Origin of the sequence: Roseateles asaccharophilus, from assembly GCF_004362405.1 — a bacterium.
GTDB classification, from domain to species: domain Bacteria; phylum Pseudomonadota; class Gammaproteobacteria; order Burkholderiales; family Burkholderiaceae_C; genus Kinneretia; species Kinneretia asaccharophila.
Genome location: NZ_SNXE01000002.1, coordinates 624,822 through 645,871, shown reverse-complemented (window position 1 = coordinate 645,871; position 21,050 = coordinate 624,822). Strand labels below are relative to the sequence as shown.

Annotated in this window: 18 protein-coding genes; 9 read left to right on the top strand and 9 right to left on the bottom strand. The window is 68.6% G+C overall.

The window, feature by feature from the left end:
• Positions 1-10: 10 nt before the first annotated feature.
• Both DFR39_RS07740 and DFR39_RS07735 read right to left on the bottom strand, forming a co-directional pair.
• A complete protein-coding gene (locus tag DFR39_RS07740) occupies positions 11-1,231 on the bottom strand; it encodes a DesA family fatty acid desaturase (RefSeq protein ID WP_133602944.1) in 1,221 nt (406 codons plus the stop codon).
• A gap of 192 nt (positions 1,232-1,423) precedes the next feature.
• Entirely contained in the window at positions 1,424-2,686 is a 1,263-nt protein-coding gene (locus DFR39_RS07735; RefSeq protein ID WP_133602943.1) for an RsmB/NOP family class I SAM-dependent RNA methyltransferase, read from the bottom strand.
• A gap of 27 nt (positions 2,687-2,713) precedes the next feature.
• Between DFR39_RS07735 and DFR39_RS07730 the strand changes: the two genes are divergently transcribed.
• Positions 2,714-2,947, top strand: a complete 234-nt coding sequence (locus tag DFR39_RS07730) for a DUF1653 domain-containing protein (protein WP_133602942.1) — start codon at positions 2,714-2,716, stop codon at positions 2,945-2,947.
• A gap of 10 nt (positions 2,948-2,957) precedes the next feature.
• On the opposite strand, the gene purN is transcribed toward DFR39_RS07730, so the two are convergent.
• On the bottom strand, positions 2,958-3,596 hold the full coding sequence (gene purN, locus DFR39_RS07725; RefSeq protein ID WP_133602941.1) for a phosphoribosylglycinamide formyltransferase: 639 nt from the start codon (positions 3,594-3,596) through the stop codon (positions 2,958-2,960).
• Between the two features lie 39 nt (positions 3,597-3,635).
• On the opposite strand from purN, the gene trpS reads away from it, so the two are divergent.
• The 3 genes from trpS to DFR39_RS07710 are packed head-to-tail and all read left to right on the top strand — an operon-like array spanning position 3,636 to position 6,486.
• A complete protein-coding gene (trpS, locus tag DFR39_RS07720; RefSeq protein WP_133602940.1) occupies positions 3,636-4,646 on the top strand; it encodes a tryptophan--tRNA ligase in 1,011 nt (336 codons plus the stop codon).
• A gap of 11 nt (positions 4,647-4,657) precedes the next feature.
• The gene (locus DFR39_RS07715; protein ID WP_133602939.1) at positions 4,658-5,098 is read left to right on the top strand and encodes a DUF3717 domain-containing protein; all 441 of its coding nucleotides are present in this window, start codon (positions 4,658-4,660) and stop codon (positions 5,096-5,098) included.
• Positions 5,095-6,486 (top strand): MATE family efflux transporter, encoded by a 1,392-nt coding sequence (locus tag DFR39_RS07710; protein WP_133602938.1) that lies wholly within the window; start codon positions 5,095-5,097, stop codon positions 6,484-6,486. The genes DFR39_RS07715 and DFR39_RS07710 overlap by 4 nt, the downstream gene beginning before the upstream one ends.
• Positions 6,487-6,491: 5 nt before the next feature.
• Here DFR39_RS07710 and DFR39_RS07705 read toward each other — a convergent pair whose 3' ends face one another.
• The 4 genes from DFR39_RS07705 to ettA form a co-directional block, all read right to left on the bottom strand.
• A complete protein-coding gene (locus DFR39_RS07705) occupies positions 6,492-7,943 on the bottom strand; it encodes a sensor histidine kinase (RefSeq protein WP_246030737.1) in 1,452 nt (483 codons plus the stop codon).
• Positions 7,943-8,659, bottom strand: a complete 717-nt coding sequence (locus tag DFR39_RS07700) for a response regulator (protein WP_133602937.1) — start codon at positions 8,657-8,659, stop codon at positions 7,943-7,945. The genes DFR39_RS07705 and DFR39_RS07700 overlap by 1 nt, the downstream gene beginning before the upstream one ends.
• Before the next feature lie 74 nt (positions 8,660-8,733).
• Positions 8,734-9,243: a Spy/CpxP family protein refolding chaperone gene (locus DFR39_RS07695; protein ID WP_162849452.1), complete on the bottom strand. Its 510-nt coding sequence runs from the start codon at positions 9,241-9,243 to the stop codon at positions 8,734-8,736.
• Between the two features lie 168 nt (positions 9,244-9,411).
• A complete protein-coding gene (ettA, locus tag DFR39_RS07690; protein ID WP_133602935.1) occupies positions 9,412-11,076 on the bottom strand; it encodes an energy-dependent translational throttle protein EttA in 1,665 nt (554 codons plus the stop codon).
• Between the two features lie 270 nt (positions 11,077-11,346).
• Here ettA and DFR39_RS07685 point away from each other — a divergent pair, with 270 nt between their 5' ends.
• The 5 genes from DFR39_RS07685 (at position 11,347) to DFR39_RS07665 (ending at position 19,167) form a co-directional block, all read left to right on the top strand.
• Positions 11,347-12,816, top strand: coding sequence for a DEAD/DEAH box helicase (locus tag DFR39_RS07685; protein ID WP_133602934.1), 1,470 nt, complete (start codon positions 11,347-11,349; stop codon positions 12,814-12,816).
• A 140-nt stretch (positions 12,817-12,956) separates the two neighbouring features.
• Positions 12,957-14,321 carry an MBL fold metallo-hydrolase RNA specificity domain-containing protein gene (locus DFR39_RS07680; RefSeq protein ID WP_133602933.1) on the top strand — a complete coding sequence of 455 codons (1,365 nt, stop codon included), beginning with the start codon at positions 12,957-12,959 and terminating at the stop codon, positions 14,319-14,321.
• A 19-nt stretch (positions 14,322-14,340) separates the two neighbouring features.
• The gene (locus DFR39_RS07675; RefSeq protein ID WP_133602932.1) at positions 14,341-15,612 is read left to right on the top strand and encodes an MgtC/SapB family protein; all 1,272 of its coding nucleotides are present in this window, start codon (positions 14,341-14,343) and stop codon (positions 15,610-15,612) included.
• Positions 15,609-17,510: a bifunctional tRNA (5-methylaminomethyl-2-thiouridine)(34)-methyltransferase MnmC2/FAD-dependent 5-carboxymethylaminomethyl-2-thiouridine(34) oxidoreductase MnmC1 gene (gene mnmC, locus DFR39_RS07670; RefSeq protein WP_133602931.1), complete on the top strand. Its 1,902-nt coding sequence runs from the start codon at positions 15,609-15,611 to the stop codon at positions 17,508-17,510. Before DFR39_RS07675 ends, mnmC begins: the two co-directional genes overlap by 4 nt.
• Positions 17,511-17,616: 106 nt before the next feature.
• Positions 17,617-19,167 (top strand): methyl-accepting chemotaxis protein, encoded by a 1,551-nt coding sequence (locus DFR39_RS07665; protein WP_211343822.1) that lies wholly within the window; start codon positions 17,617-17,619, stop codon positions 19,165-19,167.
• 46 nt (positions 19,168-19,213) lie between these two features.
• Here the strand turns inward: DFR39_RS07665 and rpiA are convergent, their stop codons facing one another.
• Both rpiA and DFR39_RS07655 read right to left on the bottom strand, forming a co-directional pair.
• Positions 19,214-19,876 (bottom strand): ribose-5-phosphate isomerase RpiA, encoded by a 663-nt coding sequence (rpiA, locus tag DFR39_RS07660; protein ID WP_133602930.1) that lies wholly within the window; start codon positions 19,874-19,876, stop codon positions 19,214-19,216.
• Between the two features lie 13 nt (positions 19,877-19,889).
• Entirely contained in the window at positions 19,890-21,017 is a 1,128-nt protein-coding gene (locus DFR39_RS07655) for a 3-deoxy-7-phosphoheptulonate synthase (protein WP_133602929.1), read from the bottom strand.
• Positions 21,018-21,050 lie beyond the last annotated feature (33 nt).

Genomic DNA, 21,050 nt, shown 5'->3' with positions numbered 1-21,050 from the left:
AAGTGCGGACTCAGGCCCTGGCCATCCTCAGGCGCATGGAGAACTCGCGCAACTCGGCAATGCCGCTCTCCTCCGCCTTCTGGCACCAGGCCTGCAAATCACTCACCAGCTGCTCGGCCGAAACATTGGTGCGGGTCCAGAGCTGGCGCAGCTCCTCGCGCATGGTCACCAATTTGTCCAGCACCGGGCTGGCGGCGCGGGCGCCGTTGATCTGAGCCTGCAGCTCGGCCGGGATGCGATCCGCATCGCGGTGCAGCCAGCGTTTGGCCAGCTTGAACTGTGCCCACCGGGCGCTGTGCTGCTCGCCCTGCGCCTTCAGGCGGGCGAGTTCGGCCGAACAAGCCTGGCGCAGGTCGCGGGCGTAATGCGCCATGACCTCGTAGCGGTTGGCAATGATGGCTTCCAAAGTGTCCTTGTCGGCCGGCTTGATCTGCCCCTGGCGCAGCTTGGGCGCCGTCTTGCGCACCTTGGCCCAGCCCAGCATCTCGAAGGCGCGGATATAGCCCCAACCAATGTCGAACTCAAAGGGCTTGACCGAGAACTTGGCCGAGGTCGGGTAGGTGTGGTGGTTGTTGTGCAGTTCCTCGCCGCCAATGATGATGCCCCAGGGCGAGATATTGGTGGAGGCATCCTGCGCCTCGAAATTGCGGTAGCCCCAGAAGTGGCCCACGCCGTTCACCACGCCGGCCGCCCAGAAGGGGATCCAGACCATCTGCAAGGCCCAGATCGTTGCGCCCAGCGCCCCGAACATGGCCAAGTTGATGATCAGCATCAGAGCCACACCCTGCCAGCTGAAACGGCTGTACAGGTGGCGCTCGATCCAGTCATTGGGCACACCATGGCTGTACTTCGCCAGCGTCTCGGCGTTCTTGGCTTCGGCGCGGTAGAGCTCGGCGCCTTCCTTCATGACCTTGCCCAGGCCGCGCGTCTGGGGGCTGTGCGGATCTTCCTCGGTCTCACACTTGGCGTGGTGCTTGCGGTGGATCGCCACCCACTCCTTGGTGACCATGCCCGTGGTCATCCAAAGCCAGAAGCGGAAGAAATGCGAGGGAATCGGCCCGAGATCCAGGGCGCGGTGCGCCTGGGCACGGTGCAGAAAGATGGTCACGGCGGCAATGGTGATATGGGTCATCACCAGGGCATAGACCACGATCTGCCAGACGCTGGCATCCAGCAGGCCCGAGCCCAGCCAGTTCACCAGACCATCGTGTACGGTCGTCAAGAGATCCATTCGTTCCTTACCCAGCGCCATTGCGGGCGCACATCATGGAGACGGCACCCATTGTAGGGGCGATAACTAGACAACCGTGCATTAATTATTGACGGCACCCGGTTTATCTACCCGACATCAAGCTACTGTCTCTAAAAGTTCAGAAAACGATTGAAGTCCGCAAGAATACCGCCCCCCCCGCTCAGCGCGGACTCAGGCCTTGCGCTCCCAGACCGCGGCAAAGAAGCCGTCGGTGCGATGGCGCTGCGGCCACAGGCGCAGATAGCCGTTCTCCACCAGCTCGCCGGCACGCTCGACCTGGGCCTTGTGCAGCACCTCGGCCGCATCCAGCTTGATGAAATCGGGGTGAGCGGCGCCAAAGGCCTCGGCAATGGCCTCGTTCTCCGCTTCCAACAGGCTGCAGGTGGCATAGACCAGACGTCCGCCCGGCTTGAGCAGGCGAGCGGCGCTGTCCAGGATGGCGCGCTGCTTGTCCTGCAGTTCCTGCACCGCCTGCGGCGACTGACGCCACTTCAGGTCGGGGTTGCGGCGCAGGGTGCCCAGGCCCGAGCAGGGCGCATCCACCAGCACCCGGTCGATCTTGCCCGTCAAGCGCTTGACCCGATCGTCGCGCTCATGCGCGATCTGGGCCGGATGCACATTGGACAGACCGCTGCGCGCCAGGCGTGGCTTGAGATTGTCCAGGCGGTGGCCCGAGACATCGAAGGCATAGAGCCGGCCGGTATTGCGCATGGCCGCGCCCAGGGCCAGGGTCTTGCCACCGGCGCCGGCACAGAAGTCCACCACCATCTCGCCGCGCTTGGGCGCCAGCATGAGGGCCAGCAGCTGGCTGCCCTCGTCCTGCACCTCCACCGCGCCGCTGCTGAAGATCTCCAGCTTGGCCAGGGCCGGCTTGCCCTCCACGCGCAGGCCGATGGGCGAGAAGGGCGTGGGCTCGGCGGCGATGCCGGCCTGCTTGAGCGCCTGCTGCACCTCCTCACGCTTGGCCTTGAGCACATTGGCGCGCAGATCCAGCGGCGCACCCTCGTTCATGCTGGCCGCCAGGGCCCAGAACTCGGCCTCACCCAGGCGGGCCAGCAGGGGCTCGGCCAGCCATTCCGGCAGGTTGTGGCGCAGCTTGGGCGCCAGGGTCTCGCGGTCGATCTGGGCAACCTGGTCCAGCCACTCCAGCTCCTTGGGCGAGAGGGCGCCGCGCAGGAAGCTGGCGCTGCCCTGCCAGGCCAGGACGGCCAGGCGGCGCTCCGTGGGCCCGCTGCCGGACTGAGCCAGGTGCTGCAGCACCGGGCGCTGGCGCAGCACGGTGTAGACGGTTTCGGCCAAGGTGTGGCGCTCGCGCTGGCCCAGGGCCTTGTGCTTGCGGAAAAAGGCGGAGACAACGCCGTCGGCCGGCGCGTCCAGCTTGAGCACCGCGCGCAGCAGCTCGGTGCTCAGATCAAGAAGGGCATTAGGATGCATGGCCCGATTATCCCAGCCCCGCATCCCATGAACGACAGCGAGCTTCAAACCCTGCCCGAAACCCCGCTGGGACGCTACCGCCACTACAAGGGCGGGGAGTACGAGGTGCTGGGCGTGGTGCGCCACAGCGAGAGCCTGGAGCCCCTGGTGCTCTACCGCGCGCTCTATGGCGAGCAGGGCCTGTGGGTGCGGCCGCACGCCATGTTCTTCGGCGCCCTGCCCTCGGGCGCGCCACGCTTCGCGCTCCAGCCCGAGCGCTAAGGCTGGCGCCTCAGCTGAAGTGCTGGGCCTCGCCGGCCAGCTGGCGCACCTGCAGACCCTCGATGCGCAGCTGATCCTGGACGAACCAGCGCACCGCCGCGGGATACATGCGGTGCTCCAGCTTGAGCACGCGGGCCGACACGGCGGCCTCGTCATCGCCCGGCAGCACCGGTGCCACGGCCTGGGCCACGATGGCACCATGGTCCAGCTCGGCGGTCACGAAATGCACGGTGGCGCCCGCAAATCGGCAGCCCATCTCCAGCGCGCGGCGGTGCGTGTGCAGGCCGGTAAAGGCCGGCAGCAGCGAGGGATGGATATTGAGCATGCGGCCCGCGTAATGGCCGGTAAATCCGGGCGTGAGGATGCGCATGAAACCGGCCAGCACCACCAGATCGGGGGCGAAGCCGTCGATCACCCGCTGCAGCTCGGCATCAAAAGCCGCACGGCCGGCGTCGCCGGGGCCGAAGGCCTTGTGGTCCACCACGGCGGTGGCAATGCCGTGGGCCGCCGCGAAGGCCAGGCCCGCCGCGTCCGGACGGTTGCTGATCACAGCGGCGATGCGCGCGGGCCAGCCCTCGGCCGCGCAGGCCTGGACGATGGCTTCCATATTCGACCCCCGCCCGGAGATCAGGATCACAATGTTCTTCATGGGGCGGCAGTGTAGGGCCTGCCTACAATCCCGACTCCCATGACCACCGCTCCCACTCCCCTGCCCCGCGTGCTGTCCGGCATGCGCCCCACAGGCGCCCTGCACCTGGGCCATTACCACGGCGCGCTGAAGAACTGGCTGCGCCTGCAAGACAGCCACGACTGTTTCTTCTTCGTGGCCGACTGGCATGCGCTCACCACCGCCCGCCCCCAGGACCGGGCCCAGCTGGAGCGCCATGTCTACGATATGGTGATCGACTGGCTGGCCGCCGGAATCGACCCCGAGCGCACCACCCTCTTCATCCAGAGCCGCATGCCCGAGCATGCCGAGCTCTTCACCCTGCTGGCCATGAGCACGCCCCTGTCCTGGCTGGAGCGCATTCCCAGCTTCAAGGACCTGGCCGAGAAGTCGCCCGAGAGCGCGAGCTACGGGATGCTGGGCTACCCGCTGCTGCAGGCGGCCGACATCCTGATCTACAAGGCCGGCGCCGTGCCCGTGGGCGAGGACCAGGCCGCCCATGTGGAGGTCACGCGCGAGGTGGCCCGCCGCTTCAACCATCTCTACGGCCAGGGTCAGGCCTTGCTGCCCGAACCCCAGACCCTGCTCACCGACACCGCGCGCATTGCCGGCCTGGACGGGCGCAAGATGAGCAAGAGCCATGGCAATGCCATCGCCATGCGCGAGTCGCCCGAGAGCACGGCCGAGAAGATCCGCACCATGCCCACCGACCCGCAGCGCGCCCGCCGCGGCGACCCCGGCGAGCCCCAGCGCTGCCCGGTCTGGCCCCTGCACGAGCTCTACAGCGACGCGGCCACCCTGGACTGGGCCGCCCAGGGCTGCCGCGCCGCCGGCATCGGCTGCCTGGACTGCAAGCAGCCCCTGATCGAGAGCGTGCAGCGCCAGCAGGCCCAGTGGCGCGAGCGTGCCGACCAGTACCTGGCCAATCCCAAGCAGGTGCATTGGATCGTGGAAGTGGGCACCGAGCGCGCCCGCGCCGTGGCGCGCAAGACCCTGCGCGAGGTGCGCGCCGCCATGGGCCTGGCCTACTGAGGATGAGCCTCATGGCCGGCATCCACATCACCGATATCGAAAGCGCCATCAACTGGTGGCGCGAGCGCCGCCCCTCGCCCGACGGCATCAGCGCCTGCGCCGAGGTGCGCGCCCTGGCCGAGGTCTATGCGCTGATGGTCTATTACCGCGAGAGCGAGTGCGAGGAAGAAGGCATGCCCGAGCGCGCCAAGGCAGCCTGGCTGGCCTGGTACGACAGCACGCCCGATGCGCCCTGCATCGCCATCTGCTCCACCAGCCAGGGCGACGAGCTCTGCAAGGGCTGCGGCCGCACTTTTGACGAGGTGCAGAACTGGCCCGTGCTCACGCCGGCCGAGAAGCGCCAGACCTGGCGCCGCATCACCCTGGACGGCACGGCCTGGCGCTTCAACCGCTATGCCGAGCGGGCCCTGGAGAGCAGTGCCGGCACGCCTCCCCACGTGGAGCCCCGATGAAGCGCTGGCTGGGCGCGGCACGCCTGAACAGCTACGCCCAGATCCTGCCCCTGGCCTGGCCGGTCTTCATCGGCCAGCTGGCGGTGCTGATGTACTCCACCATCGACACCGTGCTGGTGGCGCGCTATGGCGCCCTGGACCTGGCGGCCCTGGCCGTGGGCAATGCCATGTACACCAGCATCTTCGTGGGCCTGATGGGCGTGGTGCTGGCCATCTCCCCCTTTGCCGCGCAGCGCTTCGGCGCGCGCGATCTGACCGGTGTGGGCGAGAGCCTGCACCAGGCCGTGTGGCTGGCCCTGGGCCTGACCTTGCTGGGCGAGCTGCTGCTGCTCTGGCCCGATCCATTGCTGGCCCTGGCCCAACCGGAGCCGGCGGTGGAGGCCATCATCCGCCTCCATCTGCAGCTGCTGGGCCTGGCCCTGCCGGCGGCCATGCTCTTCACCGTCTACCGCGGCTTCAATACCGCGGTCTCGCGGCCCAAGGCCGTGATGGGCCTGCAGCTGGCCGGTCTGCTGCTCAAGCTGCCGCTCTCGGCCCTGCTGATCCACGGGCACGAGAGCCTGGGCGGCTGGCAGGGCATGGGCGCGCCAGGCGGCGCGCTGTCCACCGCCCTGGTGGTCTGGGGGCAGCTCACGGCGGGCTTTGTGCTGCTGCGGCGCGACCCGCACTACCAGCCCTTCGGCATCCAGCAGGGTGGCCTGCACGCACCGCGCTGGGACCTGATACGCCAACTCTTGCGCCTGGGCCTGCCCATGGGCGGGGCCATCGTGATCGAGGTGACGGGCTTCACCTTCATGGCCCTCTTCATCTCGCGTCTGGGTGCCACGCCGGTGGCCGGCCATCAGCTGGCGGCCAATCTGGTGGCCATGATGTTCATGCTGCCCATGGCACTGGGCAATGCCACCGGCGCCCTGGTGGGGCAGCGCATCGGCGCGCGCGATCCACGGGCGGCCGAACGCCTGGGCTGGCACGGTCTGGAGTTCGCCCTGGGCTGCGCCCTGCTGCTGGGCGGCGCCATCTTCCTGCTGCGCGGGCCGGTGCTGGCGCTCTACACCACGGACGCCGCCATCCTGGCCGCCGCCGCGCCCCTGCTGCTGTGGGTCTGGATCTTCCATCTGGGGGATGCGTCCCAGGCCATCTCGGCCTCGGTGCTGCGGGCCCACCATGTGACCGTGGCGCCCATGGTGGTCTATGCCCTGGCCATCTGGGGCGTGGGCATGGGCGGCGGCTACTGGCTGGCCTTTGAGCAGCCCTGGCCGGCCCTGGCCGGCGCGCGCGGTTTCTGGGCCGCGGCGGCGGCCGGCCTGGTGCTGGCCGCCCTGGGCCTGGTGATCGTGCAGCAGATGGTGCAGAAGGCCTTGCGGGCCGAAGCCAGCGCCGCCGCTTGAGGCTGTCAGCGGCCGCCAGCGCCCGGCAGGCTCAGCACAAAGCAGCTGCCGCCGCCCTCGCGCGCCTCGCAGCGCACGCGGCCCTGGTGACGTTCCGCGATCTGCTTGACCAGGGACAGACCCAGACCCACGCCGCCGGCCTGCTCGGCATGGCCGGGCAGGCGGAAGAAGGGCTCGAAGATGCGCTCGCGCATCTCCGGCGGCACGCCCGGTCCGCGGTCATTCACGCGCAGCTCCAGCCGCTCGCCCTGACGGCGCAGCTCCAGCAAGACCTCGGCGCCGCCCCCATAGCGGCGCGCGTTCTCCAGCAGATTGCGCAGGGCGCGGCGCAGCAGACGCTCCTCACCGAGCAGCTGGCATTGCGCGGGCGGCAGCTCGCTGCTGAGTCCGGCGCCGCTGCGTGCGGCCTCTTCCACGGCCAGACCCAGCATGTCCACCGGTTCCGGCACCGGCGTCTGCCCTCCCGCCTCCAGCCGGCTGGCCAGCAGCACCTCCTCGACCAGCGCATCCAGCTCGGCAATATTGGTGTTGATCTCGCGCTGCAGGCGCTCACGCTGGGTGGCCGAGGCCTCCTCCAGCATGGAGAACGCCATCTTGAGCCGCGCCAATGGGGAGCGCAGCTCATGGCTGGCATTGGCCAGCAGGCTTTGGTGCGAGCGCAGCAGGGTTTCGATCTGCTGGGCCGAACGGTTGAAGCTGGCCGCCAGCTTGGCCACCTCGTCCCGCCCCTCGTCATGCACACGGTAGCCAAGATTGCCGGCGCCAAACTGCTCCACGCCGCGCTGCAGATTTTCAAGGCGACGGGTCAGGCGCCGAACCACCGGATAGGCGCCCGCCGCCACACCCAGGAAAAGCAGAACCAGAAACACCGCCAGCGCCTCGCCACTGGGGCCACGCAAGGCCCCAAGAGGCCCCCACAGGGGCCAGACAGAATCCGGCGGCGGTCGCAAGCGCGGCTCGCCCATGGGCCCGATGGGCCCCATGCCGGGCACGCTGGTACCAGGCCCCTGAGGCCCATGCGGTCCCTGGGGCCCCGGGCCTCGCTGCATGCGCGCACCGCGCAGAAAGCTCAGGGTGCGTCCGTCATCCAGGGGCACATCGAGTCGGCGCACCGAGGGATCGGCCTCCCGGCGCTCGAACTGCTCGGACTGCCCGATGCGACGCCCCTGGGTGTCACTGAGCGCAATCGCCATGCGCAGGCGCTGCCCCCAGTCGCGCAGGGATTCGGCCTGGGCCGACGCAGGCGCGTCCGCGGGCGGCAGGGCCCCCTGGATCAACACCGCGGTGGCATTCAGTCGCTCCACCGCCGCAGCCTCAAAGCCCCCGCGCTCTTCCTCAATCTGGCGCTTGAACAGCCAGGCCGAGCCGAAGGCAAAGGTCAGCAGCAAGGCGACCAGGGTGATGTAGATGCGCAGGTAGAGCGATTTCAAGGCCGAGGCCCTCAGCTGGCGCAGCATCAGCCCTGCGCCTCGGCATCCTGCTTGCGGGCAAACACATAGCCGGCACCACGCACGGTCAGCACACGGCGCGGGTTCTTGGGGTCGTCCTCGATCACGGCGCGGATGCGCGAGACATGCACATCGATGGAGCGATCAAAGGCATCCAGGGGATGCCCCTTGAGCGCGTCCATGATCTGGTCACGGCTCAGCACCCGCCCGGGGCTCTGGGCCAGCACCACCAGCAGATCGAACTGGTGGCTGGTGAGATCGCAGGCTTTGCCATCGAGACGGGCCACACGGGCCGCCAGATCGATGTCCAGACGCCCAAAGCGCAGCACCTCATCCTGGCCCTGCCCATCGGGTTCGGCACGGCGCAGCAAGGCCTTGATGCGCGCCTGCAGTTCGCGCGGCTCAAAAGGCTTGGGCAGATAGTCATCGGCCCCGAGTTCCAGGCCCAGGATGCGATCCATGGGCTCGCCACGGGCCGAGAGCATGAGCACCGGCAGGCGCCGCGTGCGGGCATCCCCGCGCAACTTGCGGCAGAAGTCCAGCCCGTCGCCGTCCGGCAGCATCAGGTCCAGCACCAGCAGGTCTGGCAGCGCCGCCTCCAGGGCCTGGGCCGCTTGAGCCAGGCTGCCCGCCACGCCGATCTCGAAACCGGCGTGGCGGAGGTAGTCGCCCAACATATCGGTCAGGCGGGCATCATCATCGACCAGAAGCAGACGGGAACTCATGGCATTCGAAAAGCAGGCCCGACTCGGGCCCTTGGCGGAGGAGGCCCAAGCATATGCCAGGCCAGGCGCAGCCCTCACGGAGCCTTGGCGTTGCCGCCACGAGCCGACTCATGCTGGTGCTTGCGCTCGGCACGGCGCGCCTCTCGCTGCGCCATGCGCTCGCCCATCTTGGCGCGTTGCTCGGGCGTGAGCACCTGGGCCGCGGCCAGCATGGCCTGGCTCATGCGCCGGCTGAGCTGCTCGTGGATGAGCTGGGTCTGCTGCCGCAGGGACTCGATGGCGGCGGCATCCAGGGTGGCTGCGGTGAACAGCTTGCGCCCCTGCTGATGCAGCTGTTGCAGTGACTCGCGCTGGGCACGCGAGTCCTGGGCCGCTTCCTTCATGATTTGCTGAATCTGCTGACGCTGGCTGTCGCTGGCATCCACCAGATCCAGCATGTGCTCGACGCGTGGCCCGCCCGGACCGCCGCCATGATGGCCGCCCATCATGCCGCCGCCAGGCATGGCTTGCACCGTGGGGGTGGCCAGCACGGCCAGCAAGGCGGCCACGCCCAGGCCTTGACGCAGTTTCGTGATCTTGGACATCGCAGACTCCATGTGGTGGGGAAGTGCTGTCATCTTGATCACCCTGCGTAAGGCGACCATGCCGGGAATGTAAAGAAGATCAAAGCGCCCAGCGGCGGCCAGAAAAGGAAAAGGGCCCCTGAGGGCCCTTGAACGTGCTCGGTGCAGCGCCATCAGCGGCGCGGCCCATCACTTGATGGACTTGAAGCGCGCGCGCTTGGGGCGGGCACCTTCCTCACCCAGGCGCTTGACCTTGTCGGCCTCGTACTCGGTGAAGTTGCCGTCGAAGAACACCCACTTGGCATCGCCTTCATAGGCCAGGATGTGGGTGCAGATGCGGTCCAGGAACCAGCGGTCGTGGGAGATCACCATGGCCGAGCCACCGAACTCCAGCAGGGCCTCTTCCAGGGCGCGCAGGGTTTCCACGTCCAGGTCGTTGGAGGGTTCGTCCAGCATCAACACATTGCCGCCCTGGGCCAGGGTCTTGGCCAGGTGCAGGCGGCCGCGCTCACCACCAGAGAGCTGACCCACCATCTTCTGCTGGTCATTGCCCTTGAAGTTGAAGCGGCCAATATAGGCGCGGCTGGGCATCACGAACTTGCCGACCACGATATTGTCCAGGCCGCCCGAGACGTCTTCCCAGACGGTCTTGTTGGCGTCCAGGCTGGCGCGGCTCTGGTCCACAAAGGCCAGCTTGGCGGTCTTGCCGATCACGACCTCGCCGCTGTCCGGAGTCTCGGTGCCCTGGATCATGCGGAACAGCGTGGACTTGCCGGCGCCGTTGGGGCCGATGATGCCCACGATGGCGCCCGCGGGCACGCGGAAGCTCAGGTCCTCGATCAGCACGCGGTCGCCGAAGCTCTTGCTGACGTTCTTGAACTCGATCACCTCATTGCCCAGGCGCTCGGCCACGGGGATGAAGATTTCGTTGGTCTCATTGCGCTTCTGATAGTCGACGTCGCTCAGTTCTTCAAAGCGGGCCAGACGCGCCTTGCTCTTGGCCTGACGGCCCTTGGCATTGGAGCGCACCCACTTCAGCTCTTCCTTCATCGCCTTCATGCGGGCATCTTCGGACTTCTGCTCCTGCTCCAGGCGGCGTTCCTTCTGGTCCAGCCAGTCGGAGTAATTGCCCTTCCAGGGAATGCCATGGCCGCGGTCCAGTTCCAGAATCCACTCGGCGGCGTTGTCCAGGAAGTAGCGATCATGGGTGATGGCCACCACGGTGCCGGGGAAGCGCTGCAGGAACTGCTCCAGCCAGTGCACCGACTCGGCGTCCAGGTGGTTGGTCGGCTCGTCCAGCAGCAGCATATCGGGCTTGGACAGCAGCAGGCGGCACAGGGCCACGCGGCGCTTTTCGCCGCCGGACAGCAGGTCGATCTTGGCGTCCCAGGGCGGCAGGTTCAGCGCGTCGGCGGCCAGCTCCAGCTGCAGATCGGTGTTCTCGGAGCCGGCAGCGGCAATGATGGCCTCCAGCTCGCCCTGCTCGGCGGCCAGGGCGTCAAAGTCGGCATCCGGCTCGGCATAGGCGGCATAAACCTCGTCCAGGCGCTTCTTGGCAGCCAGCACGCCGCCGATGCCCTCTTCCACGGCCTCGCGCACGGTCTGGTTCGGGTCAAGCTTGGGCTCCTGCTCCAGGTAGCCGATCTTGATGCCGGGCATGGCCACGGCCTCACCCTCGAACTCCTTGTCCACGCCCGCCATGATCTTCAGGATGGTGGACTTGCCCGAGCCGTTCAGGCCCAGCACGCCGATCTTGGCGCCGGGGAAGAAGGACAGGGAGATGTCCTTGAGGATGTGGCGTTTGGGCGGAACCGTCTTGTTGACGCGGTTCATCGAGAAGACGTATTGGGCCATGGTGCTCGTGGTTTGTCGGAACTCTAGAAAAGCGAAGGCGGGTCGCGACATATCATGACTGCCGAACCCGCTGGATGACCCTATTGTCGCAGAGCCAGCGGGCGATCGTCGCGCCCCGCAAGCTACAATGGCTCCCACGCTGCGCATCTCAGTCTTTGCGCGGCGTTTTATTTTTGAGCCCATGCACGCTCCTCGCGTGGCCCGAAGACTGGCGTTGCCCACCATGCGACGCGGCCACGCCCACAGGGCACCGTGCTCACATTGCAGTCAATGACATTCGATTCCCTGGGCCTGGCAGCACCGCTGCTCAAGGCCATTGCCGACGCCGGCTACACCGCTCCCACCCCCATCCAGGCCCAAGCCATTCCCGCCGTCCTCCAGGGTGGCGACCTGCTCGCCGGCGCGCAGACCGGCACCGGCAAGACCGCCGGTTTCACCCTGCCCCTGCTGCATCGACTCTCGGCCACCCCGCCGGTCAAGAACGCCCGCGGCAAGCATATGGTGCGCGCCCTGGTGCTCACCCCCACCCGCGAGCTGGCCGCCCAGGTCGAGGAAAGCGTCAAGACCTACGGCAAATACCTGCCGCTGACCAGCATGGTGATGTTCGGCGGCGTGGGCATGCAGCCCCAGGTCAACCGCCTGCGTGACGGCGTGGACATCCTGGTGGCTACCCCCGGCCGCCTGCTGGACCACCATATGCAAGGCACCCTGGATCTGAGCAAGATCGAGATCCTGGTGCTGGACGAAGCCGACCGCATGCTGGACATGGGCTTCATCCACGACATCAAGAAGGTGCTGGCCATCCTGCCGCCCAAGCGCCAGAACCTGCTGTTCTCGGCCACCTTCAGCGACGACATCAAGGCCCTGGCCGACCGTCTGCTGAACCAGCCCGCCCTGATCGAGGTGGCGCGCCGCAACCAGACCAATGACGCGATCGCGCAGAAGGTCCACCCGGTCGGCCGCGATAAGAAGAAGGAGCTGCTGGCCCATCTGATCAAGAGCGGCGACTGGCACCAGGTGCTGGTCTTCACGCGCATGAAGCATGGCGCCAACCGCCTGACCGACTATCTGAACGACCAGGGCATCAGCGCCATGGCCATCCACGGCAACAAGAGCCAGGGTGCACGCACCAAGGCCCTGGCCGAGTTCAAGAGCGGCGAGCTGACCTGCCTGGTGGCCACCGATATCGCGGCCCGCGGCATCGACATCGACCAGCTACCCCACGTCGTCAACTACGAGCTGCCCAATGTGCCCGAGGACTATGTGCACCGCATCGGCCGCACCGGTCGTGCCGGCTGCCAGGGTGAGGCGGTGAGCCTGGTCTGCGTGGACGAGCTGAACTTCCTCAAGGACATCGAACGCCTGATCAAGCGCGAGATCCCCAAGGAAGCCGTGCCCGGTTTCGAGCCCCCGGTGGGTGAGAAGCCCGAGCCCATCGTGCTGGGCCGCATGGTGCTCAACCCCAATGGCAGCCGTGGTCGCGCGCCCAACCCGGGCGGTGGTGGTGGCGGCGGTGGTCGCGGCGGCCGTCCGGGCCAGGGTGGCGGTCGCCCCGGTGGCGGCGGCGGTGGCGGCCGTCCGCAGGGACAGGGCGCCACGCCCCGTGCCCAGGGCCAAGGCCAGGGCGGCCGTCCGGCCCAGGCCGGTGCCCCGCGCCGCGATGGTGCTCGCCCCGCGCAAGGTGGCGGCGGCCGCTCCGGCGGCGCCCAGGCTGGCCGCGGCGGAGCACCCAAGCGCTAAGACCGTGAGCCTGGGGCCGCCCGGCCCTCCCCTCACCCTCTGGCTTGTGCGGCCCGCCTCGGCGGGCCGCTTGACTTCCGTCAATCTCCGCCCGCTTCCCCCATGGTCGAATCCGCAGCACTCACTGCCCGGGTTCCACCATGAAGCTCAGCTTTCTCGGCGCTGCCGACACCGTCACCGGCTCGCGTCATCTGCTGGATACCGGCAGCCAGCGTCTGCTGCTGGACTGTGGCCTTTTTCAAGGCTTCAAGACCCTGCGCGAGCGCAACTGGATTCCCCTGGGCCTGGCGTCTCAGGGGCTGGATGCCGTGCTGCTCTCGCACGCCCATCTGGACCACAGCGGCTATCTCCCGGCCCTGGTGCGCCAGGGCTTCAAGGGCCCCATCTTCTCCACCGGCGCCACGCGCCAGCTCTGCGAGGTGCTGCTGCTGGATGCGGCCAAGCTCCAGGAGGAGGATGCGCGCCACGCCAACCGCCACCACACCAGCCGCCATGAGAAGGCCCTGCCGCTGTACAGCAGCAGCGATGCAAAGAAGGCGCTCGCACATTTCGTGGGTCTGCCGCGCGACGGCCGCCTGCGCCTCAAGGACTGCGAGATCCGCTTCACGCCCGTGGGCCATCTGCTGGGCGCCTGCGCCATCCGCATCGAAAGCGAAGCCGGTCGCAGCCTCTTGTTCTCGGGTGATCTGGGGCGCAGCAATGACCTGCTGATGCCCCCGCCCCAGCAGCCCCAGGGTGCCGAGGTGCTGCTGATCGAGTCCACCTATGGCAACCGCCTGCACGCGCCCGAGGATGTGCAGGCCCGTCTGGCCCAGATCATCCGCGCCACCCTGGCGCGCGGTGGCAGCGTGCTGCTGCCCAGCTTTGCCGTGGGCCGGGCCCAGGCCCTGATGCTGGTGCTGCAGCGCCTGCGCGAGGCCGGCGAGCTGCCCCGCCATGTGCCCATCCTGCTGGACAGCCCCATGGCCGCGGAGGCCACCGAAATCACGCGCCGCAACGGCCGACTGCTGCGCATCAGCCCGCGCGAGCTGGCCACGCTGGACGATGGCGTGACCGTGGTCAGCAAGGCGGCCGACTCGCTCAAGGCCGCGGTGCGCGCCATGGGCCGGCCCAGCATCATCATCTCGGCCAGCGGCATGGCCACCGGCGGTCGGGTGCTGAACTACCTCAAGACCCTGGCCCCGGGCGCGCGCCATCACATCGTCTTCCCCGGCTTTCAGGTGGGCGGCAGCCGCGGTGCCAAGATGGTGGAAGGCGCGCGCGAGATCAAGCTGCAGGGCGAGTATGTGCCGGTGAATGCCGAGGTCAGCCATCTGGACGGCTTTTCGGGGCATGCGGATGCCGATGGCCTGATGGCCTGGCTGCGTGGTCTGGATCGCGCGCCCGAGCAGGTTTTCGTGGTCCATGGCGATCCGGCAGCCAGCGATGCGCTGCGCAGCCGCATTCAGGACGAACTGGGCTGGCGGGTACGCGTGCCCCAGCATGGCGAGACCGTGAGCCTCTGAACAGGGTTTCCAGCGCTTCATGGTCGATTGGCAGCAGTTGTTCGGTGCCCAGGCGCCGCTGGCGGTGGGCCTGCTCGTGGCCCTTGGGGGCGGCCTGCTGGTGGGGCTTGAGCGAGAGCGTCGCAAGGGTCATGGTCCGCGCCGCGAAGCCGCCGGCCTGCGCAGCTTTGCCCTGGTGTCGGTGGCCGGCGCCTTGGCGCATGGACTGGAAGTTCCCGGGCTGCTGCCGGCGGGCGCCCTGGCCATCGGCGGCCTGGCCGCCCTCGCCTACTGGCGTCAGGCCCCGCGCGATCCGGGCCTGACGACCGAGATCGCCCTGCTCCTGGTCTATCTGATCGGTGCGCTCAGCCTGCAGGCTCCCGCCCTGGGCGCCGCGGCCGCGGTGCTGATGACCATGTTGCTGGCGGCCCGCACCCGCTTGCACCACTTTGCCACCCGGGTCCTGACCGAGCAGGAGCTGCATGACGGCCTGGTGCTGGCGGCCCTGGGGCTGATCGTGCTCCCGCTGATGCCGACGGAGCCCATCCCCTGGTTGGCCGGACTCAAGGCGCAAACCCTGCTGGGCCTGGTGACCTTGCTGCTGCTGCTGCAGGCGGCCGGCCATGTCGCCCTGCGCGCCCTGGGTGCTCGTCTGGGTCTGGCACTGACGGGACTGTTCTCGGGCCTGGTGTCCAGCACGGCCACCATCGCGGCCATGGGCAGCCGCGCCCGCGCCCAACCCGAGCTGCTGCGCGCCTTTGCCGCCGCGGCCGTGATGTCCACCGCCGCCACCTGGCTGCAGGCGGCCGTGATGCTGGGCAGCCTGGCTCCCGCCCAGCTCAGCCATATCGCGCCGGCCTGTGCGGCTGGCACCCTCTGCGCCCTTCTGGTCGCGCTCCTGCTGGCCCGGGGTACGCCCGCGGTGGCCGCCGGCCCCGGCAGCGGTGGCCCCCTGCGACTGCGTGAAGCGCTGCTGGTCGCCGCCTTGCTCAGCGCCGTCAGTGCCCTGGTGGGCTGGGCCAACCAGCGTTTTGGTGATCACGGCCTGCTGGCATCGGTGGCAGTGGCCGCCTTTGCCGATGCCCATGCCCCCATGGCCTCCCTGGGCAGCCTGGCGGCCCAGAACCGCATCACGCCCAGTACCCTGAGTACCGCCTTGCTGATCACCATAGGCTGCAACTCCCTGACGCGCGCGATCACCGCCTTGCTGGCCGGGGGCTGGCAGTACGCCCGCTGGCTCATCGCCGCCCTGCTGCTGTCCTGGTGTGCGGCGGCGGCCCTGGGCTTTGGCATACTCGCCGCCCTGCGATGAAGACTGCTCCCATTGTTCCGGCCCGTGTCGATTTCTCCGATGCCGAGGTCGCCCAGGCGCCCGACTACGGCGATGTCTACCATGCACGTGCCGGTGCCTTTGCCCAGGCCCGCCATGTCTTTCTGGGCGGCAACCAGCTGCCCGCGCGCTGGCAGGGCCGCACGCGTTTCGTGATCCTGGAGACCGGCTTCGGCCTGGGCAACAACTTCCTGGCCACTTGGGCCGCCTGGCGCGAGGATGCGCAGCGCTGCGAGCGCCTGGTCTTCATAAGCATCGAGAAGCATCCACTCACCCGAGAGGACCTGGCCCGCGCCCATGCCCGCAGCCCCGCGCCGGAGCTGGCCGCCCAGCTGCTGGCAGCCTGGCCGCCGCTCACGCCCAATCTGCATGGCCTGAGCTTTGAGCAGGGCCGCGTGCGCCTGCTGCTGGCCCTGGGCGATGCACGCGAGTGGCTGCGCGAGCTGGTGGCCGAGGTCGATGCCATCTACCTGGACGGCTTCGCCCCGGCCCGCAATCCGGAGATCTGGGATCCCTGGCTGCTCAAGTCCCTGGGCCGCCTGGCCGCGACGGACTGTACCGCCGCCACCTGGAGCGTTGCCCGCCCGGTGCGCGACGGGCTGACCAGCGCCGGCTTTGCGGTTGAGAAGGCGCCAGGCTTCGCCGCCAAAGGACAGATGAGCGTGGCCCGCTTCGCGCCCCGCCATGGCGTGCAACGCCCCCCAGGCCGGCAGCCCCTGGCAGCACATGCCCGCGAGGCCCTCGTCATCGGAGCCGGGCTGGCCGGTGCGGCCTGCGCCCACGCGCTGGCGCGTGAGGGCCTGGCCGTCACGGTGCTGGAAGCCCACGCGCAGAGTGCCAGCGAAGGCTCAGGCAACCCGGGGGGGCTGTTCCACGGCACCTTCCACGCCAGCGACGGCCTGCATGCCCGCTTCAATCGCGCCGCCGCCCTGGCCACACAGCGCCTGCTGGCCGAGCTGCCCGCGCTGCCCTGGCTCCAGGCCGGCTTGCTGCGCCTGGAGAGCAAGCTCGACCATGAGGCCATGCAGGCCCTGCTGCAGGGGCAAGGCCTGCCCCCCGACTATCTGCAGGCCCTGGGCGCCGTCGATGCGGCCACCCGCTCGGGCCTGCCGCTGCAAAGCCCGGCCTGGTTCTATCCGGGCGGCGGCGCCCTGCCGCCCCGCGCTTATGTGCACGCCATGCTGCAAGCCGCGCAGGCCCGGCTGCTGACGCAGCGCCCCGTGGCCGCCCTGCGAGCCGGTGGAGCGGGCTGGCAGGCCCTGGACGGCCAAGGCCGGATCCTGGCCGAGGCTCCGGCCCTAGTTCTGGCGGGCGGCCATGCCGGTCTGCCCCTGCTGCAGGGCTTGATGCCCGACCTGCCCCTGATGAGTCTGCGCGGGCAACTCAGTCACCTCAGCCCGGCCAGCCCCCTGCCCCATCTGCCCGTGGCCGGCGCCGGCTATGCCCTGGCCGACGGCCAGGGCGGCTTGTGGTGTGGCGCCACGGTCCAGGCCGAGGATGCAGACCCCAGGCTGCGGGACAGCGATCAGGACAGCAATCTCTCGCAATGGGCCGAACTGGCGGGTCTGCCCCAGCCGCCCCGGGCGCCGTTGGCCGGACGTGTGGGCTGGCGCCTGGTGACGCCGGACCGCCTGCCCCTGGTAGGCGGCCTGCCAGCCCCGGAGCAGACGGGGCGCCAGGATCTGCTGCGCGGGCTGAAGCGCCTGCCGGGCCTGGTGCTTTGTACCGCCCTGGGCTCACGCGGCATCAGCTGGGCCGCACTGGCCGGCCAGGTCGCCGCGGCCCAGCTTTGCGGCAGCCCCGTGCCGCTTGAGGCAGAACTGCTGGATGCGATAGATCCTGCACGCTTTGCCTTGCGCTGGGTGCGCAAGGCGCACTAGCAATTCAGGTTTTCCCTGACACTGCCGAAGTAGTAGGAATTCGGCCAAAGCCTGCCGCCACGATGCGGCCCCAACAACTAGGCCGCCCGCTCATGGAGAACCCCTGATGTTGAGCTCACTGTTTTCTGGCCGGTCCATCGGCCAGCGCCTCTCTGCTGTCCTGACCCTGGTCTTGCTGATCGCCTTCACGGGCTCGGGCCTGGGTTACTGGGCCCTGTCACGCGTGGCCTCGGAAACCGAGGAGATGTACAAGAGCTCCCTGGTCACGGAGCGCATCGCCAGCGACTGGTATCGCAACATCACCAATGGCGTGAACCGCACCAGCGCCATCGCCGTCAGTGCCGACCCCAGCCTGGCTGAGTTCTTCGCCGCCACGGCCGCCGAGTCGACCAAGCAGTCCACCGAGCTGCAGAAAAAGCTCGACGAGCTGCTGACAACACCGCAGGAGCGTCAGGGCTTCGAAAAACTGTCCGAGGCCCGCAAGGCCTATCTGGCCAGCCGCGACGCCGTGTCCGCGGCCAAGAAGGCCGGCGAAGCCGACAAGGCCCGCCAGATCTTTGACAGCCAGTTTCAGCCCGCTGCCACGGCCTTTCAGGACGCCATGAAGCAGATCGTGCAGGATCAGCGCGAGCAGCTGGACGCCGCCAACAAGCGTCTGGAAGCGGCCAACAGCACGGCGCGCACAGGCCTGGTGCTGTTCACGCTGTTTGCCCTGGCCCTGGCCGTGACCCTGACGCTGTGGCTCACCCGCTCCATCACCGGCCCGCTGCGCGAGGCCGTGGGCGTGGCCGACGCGATCTCCCATTTCGACCTCACGCGCCGCATCGAAGTCCGCAGCCAGGATGAGACCGGCCAGCTGCTGCGCTCCCTGCAAACCATGCAGGGCGAGCTGATCCGGCTGTTCGGTGAGGTGCGCGGTGCGACCGACAGCATCAGCACCGCCAGCGCCGAGATCGCCTCGGGCAACCATGACCTTTCGGCCCGTACCGAGCAGACCGCCTCGAATCTGCAGCAGGCCGCCGCCTCCATGATGCAGCTGACCGGCACCGTGCGTCAGACGGCCGATTCGGCCCTGACCGCCAATCAGCTGGCCAGCTCGGCCGCCGAGGTCGCCCAGCGCGGTGGCACGGTGGTGGGTCAGGTGGTCGCCACCATGGAAGACATCAGCGCCAGCTCGCGCCGCATCAGCGACATCATCGGCACCATCGACGGCATCGCCTTCCAGACCAATATCCTGGCCCTGAATGCGGCCGTGGAAGCGGCACGTGCCGGCGAGCAGGGGCGCGGCTTTGCAGTGGTGGCCGGCGAGGTGCGCCTGCTGGCCCAGCGCTCGGCCGAGGCCGCCAAGGAGATCAAGAGCCTGATCGGCGCCAGCACCGAACGCGTGGAGTCCGGCACCCAGCTGGTTCAGGACGCCGGCAAGACCATGGGCGATATCGTGGCCAGCGTGCAGCGGGTCTCGGACATCATCGGCGAGATCAGCGCCGCCGCCCGCGAGCAGAGCGACGGCATCAACCAGATCAATGCCGCCGTGAATCAGCTGGACCAGATGACGCAGCAGAATGCCGCCCTGGTCGAAGAAGCCGCCTCGGCAGCCGAAAGCCTGAAGGAACAGTCCGGCCGCCTGGCCGGCGCCGTGAGCGTTTTCAGGCTCTGAGCCTGGCCGGGTCCGCCGCGACCCGGCGCTGACCGCGCAGGCTTGCTCAGAAGCTCAGCGTCTTGACCCCGGCCGCGGTGCCCAGCAGGCAGACCGCGGCCTTGTTGCGGGCGAAGACACCCACGGTGATCACGCCCGGCCATTGCGAAACCTCGGCCTCGAAGCCGGCGGGATCCTTGATGGCCAGACCGCGCACGTCCAGGATATGGGCTGCGTTATCGGTCACGCAGCCGGCGCGCAGCGTGGCCTCACCACCAAAGCGGGCCTTGAGGCGCCGTGCCACCTGGGCCGCCGCCATGGGGATCACCTCGATGGGCAGGGGGAAGGCGCCCAGGGTGTCGACCAGCTTGCTCTCGTCGGCGATGCAGATGAAGCGCTCGGCCAGGTCGGCCACGATCTTCTCGCGCGTGAGCGCGGCGCCGCCGCCCTTGACCATATGGCCGGCGTGATCGATCTCGTCGGCGCCGTCGATATAGACCGGCAGTGACTCCACCTCGCTGGCCTCCAGGATGCGGATGCCCAGCTTGCTCATGCGTTCGGTGGAGCGCACCGAGCTGGAGACCGCGCCCTTGAGCGGGATGCCGCTGGCGGCCAGGGCATCGATGAATTTGTCCACCGTGGAGCCGGTGCCCACGCCGACGATGCTGTCGGGCTTCACATACTGCAGGGCGGCCTGGCCGACCAGGGTCTTGAGTTCGTCTTGGGTCATGATGATCAGGGGTTCAGGAAATCTTGCGGCGCGCTCGCACGGCGGCGGCCAGCTCCTGCAGCAGGGGCTCGGTCTGGGCCCAGCCCAGGCAGGCATCGGTGATGGAGACGCCGGGCTTGAGGTCGGCGCGGGTCTGGCCGTCCAGCAGGTCCTGGCGCCCGGGCTGCAGATGGCTCTCGATCATCACGCCGGTGATGCGGTGCTCGCCACCCGCCATCTGGGCCGCCACATCGCGGCCCACCTCGATCTGGCGCTCGTACTTCTTGCTGCTGTTGGCATGGGAGAAGTCGATCATCACCTGCTCGCGCAGGCCCGAGGCCTTGAGCGCCTCGCAGGCGGCCTGCACGCTGGCGGCGTCGTAATTGGGCGCCTTGCCGCCGCGCAGGATGATGTGGCAGTCCTGGTTGCCGCGGGTCTCGAAGATGGCGGCCGCGCCCATCTTGGTCATGCCCATGAAGGCATGGCTGGCCTGGGCGGCGAGCACGGCGTCGGAGGCGACCTTGATGCCGCCGTCCGTGCCATTCTTGAAGCCCACGGGGCAGGACAGACCGGAGGCCAGCTGGCGGTGGCTCTGGCTCTCGGTGGTGCGCGCACCGATGGCGCCCCAGGCGATCAGGTCCGAGATGTACTGCGGTGAGAGCAGGTCCAGGAACTCGGTGCCGGCGGGCAGGCCCAGGGCCGTCACGTCCAGCAGCAGCTGGCGCGCCAGGCGCAGGCCCTCGTTCATGTGGAAGCTGCCGTCCAGGCGCGGATCGTTGATATAGCCCTTCCAGCCCACGGTGGTGCGCGGCTTCTCGAAGTACACGCGCATCACGATCAGCAGGTCCTGCTGCAGCTCGTCGCGCGTCTTCTTGAGCAGGCGGGCGTAGTCCATGGCCTGGTCGTGGTCGTGGATGGAGCAAGGCCCCACCACCACCAGCAGACGGTCGTCGCGGCCATGCAGCACCTCACCGATTTCGCGGCGCGAGCGCTCCACCAGCTCCAGAGCCGCCTCAGACAGGGGCAACTCGTCCAGCAACAAGGCCGGCGAGATCAGGGGGCGGACCGCGCCGATGCGGGTGTCGTCGGTGCGGGTGGTGTCGCGCGTGGCATCGCGGGAGCCAACTTCACGGTCGTGTTGGGGATCGTCCAGGGGTTTCATCGAATGCCTCACGGGGGAACCGGCAGGATTATC

Coding starts and splice junctions, on each gene's coding strand:
- ettA (WP_133602935.1), bottom strand. CDS start 11,076: ATGGCCCAATACGTCTTCTCGATGAACCGCGTCAACAAGACGGTTCCG.
- mnmC (WP_133602931.1), top strand. CDS start 15,609: ATGAAGACTGCTCCCATTGTTCCGGCCCGTGTCGATTTCTCCGATGCC.
- DFR39_RS07665 (WP_211343822.1), top strand. CDS start 17,617: ATGTTGAGCTCACTGTTTTCTGGCCGGTCCATCGGCCAGCGCCTCTCT.
- DFR39_RS07715 (WP_133602939.1), top strand. CDS start 4,658: ATGGCCGGCATCCACATCACCGATATCGAAAGCGCCATCAACTGGTGG.
- DFR39_RS07705 (WP_246030737.1), bottom strand. CDS start 7,943: ATGCTGCGCCAGCTGAGGGCCTCGGCCTTGAAATCGCTCTACCTGCGC.
- DFR39_RS07680 (WP_133602933.1), top strand. CDS start 12,957: ATGAAGCTCAGCTTTCTCGGCGCTGCCGACACCGTCACCGGCTCGCGT.
- DFR39_RS07730 (WP_133602942.1), top strand. CDS start 2,714: ATGAACGACAGCGAGCTTCAAACCCTGCCCGAAACCCCGCTGGGACGC.
- trpS (WP_133602940.1), top strand. CDS start 3,636: ATGACCACCGCTCCCACTCCCCTGCCCCGCGTGCTGTCCGGCATGCGC.
- rpiA (WP_133602930.1), bottom strand. CDS start 19,876: ATGACCCAAGACGAACTCAAGACCCTGGTCGGCCAGGCCGCCCTGCAG.
- DFR39_RS07740 (WP_133602944.1), bottom strand. CDS start 1,231: ATGGATCTCTTGACGACCGTACACGATGGTCTGGTGAACTGGCTGGGC.
- DFR39_RS07695 (WP_162849452.1), bottom strand. CDS start 9,243: ATGTCCAAGATCACGAAACTGCGTCAAGGCCTGGGCGTGGCCGCCTTG.
- DFR39_RS07700 (WP_133602937.1), bottom strand. CDS start 8,659: ATGAGTTCCCGTCTGCTTCTGGTCGATGATGATGCCCGCCTGACCGAT.
- DFR39_RS07735 (WP_133602943.1), bottom strand. CDS start 2,686: ATGCATCCTAATGCCCTTCTTGATCTGAGCACCGAGCTGCTGCGCGCG.
- DFR39_RS07655 (WP_133602929.1), bottom strand. CDS start 21,017: ATGAAACCCCTGGACGATCCCCAACACGACCGTGAAGTTGGCTCCCGC.
- DFR39_RS07710 (WP_133602938.1), top strand. CDS start 5,095: ATGAAGCGCTGGCTGGGCGCGGCACGCCTGAACAGCTACGCCCAGATC.
- DFR39_RS07685 (WP_133602934.1), top strand. CDS start 11,347: ATGACATTCGATTCCCTGGGCCTGGCAGCACCGCTGCTCAAGGCCATT.
- DFR39_RS07675 (WP_133602932.1), top strand. CDS start 14,341: ATGGTCGATTGGCAGCAGTTGTTCGGTGCCCAGGCGCCGCTGGCGGTG.
- purN (WP_133602941.1), bottom strand. CDS start 3,596: ATGAAGAACATTGTGATCCTGATCTCCGGGCGGGGGTCGAATATGGAA.